At 56.7% G+C, this 649-nt stretch carries 1 protein-coding gene; it reads left to right on the forward strand.

Annotation, left to right across the window (positions count from 1 at the left end):
* The first annotated feature begins 314 nt into the window (after positions 1-314).
* Positions 315-611 (forward strand): hypothetical protein, encoded by a 297-nt coding sequence (locus B7449_RS15290; RefSeq protein WP_048883787.1) that lies wholly within the window; start codon positions 315-317, stop codon positions 609-611.
* The last annotated feature ends 38 nt before the right edge of the window (positions 612-649 follow it).

Below are 649 nucleotides of genomic sequence, written 5' to 3' on the forward strand. Positions count from 1 at the left end.
GTAGCAAGTGACATCTTATGACTACTGCCTAAACACGACGTTCGGACGGAGCCATTACCGCGTGAACGTCGCGGAGAATCCGTTCGTCGGACAAACCCGTGGTATCACCTTGGTGGCGTCGACAAGTGCGGGATCCGTCTGGTTGCGGCACGTGCAGGTCGCAACCCGAGAGCGCATGTTGATTTGCTGTTCCGGCCTGCGCAAATGTTACCTTTTGCGCAGGCGCGGGCGATGAAGGATGCCTCGGGCAGAAGAAAATCAGTAAAGTCGCGTGATGCCACGTCACACTTCCCTCGGTCCTCACATGGGAAACGATGATAATGCGCGAGGCAGACAGAAGGCAAAGCAGATCCCTAGTCCAGGACGACGACCTGTGGGAACGGTTTCGGGCTATTGAGGACAAGCTATCCCTGATTATTGAAATCCTCTCGCCGGAAGCTTCCGACGGGCCCACGCTTGATGAGATTCTCGGCCGATTGGTAACCTTGATCGCAGTGCAGAACCCTATGCTCAGACGTATTGATCTTACAACCGGCAGGGTGCTCGACATTCAGGAGGGCAGGACGCCCCGCTCCGCCCGGACCGACGATGAGAATGGAGCCAACGCCTGATGATGACGTTCCGGAAAATCTCGGCTGAGAGCAGCGGT

This window comes from Komagataeibacter intermedius TF2 (genome assembly GCF_000964425.1).
GTDB lineage: Bacteria > Pseudomonadota > Alphaproteobacteria > Acetobacterales > Acetobacteraceae > Komagataeibacter > Komagataeibacter intermedius.

Bases quoted from the DNA above. Each gene is read 5' to 3' on its own strand.
- B7449_RS15290 (WP_048883787.1), top strand. From the start codon at position 315: ATGATAATGCGCGAGGCAGACAGAAGGCAAAGCAGATCCCTAGTCCAG.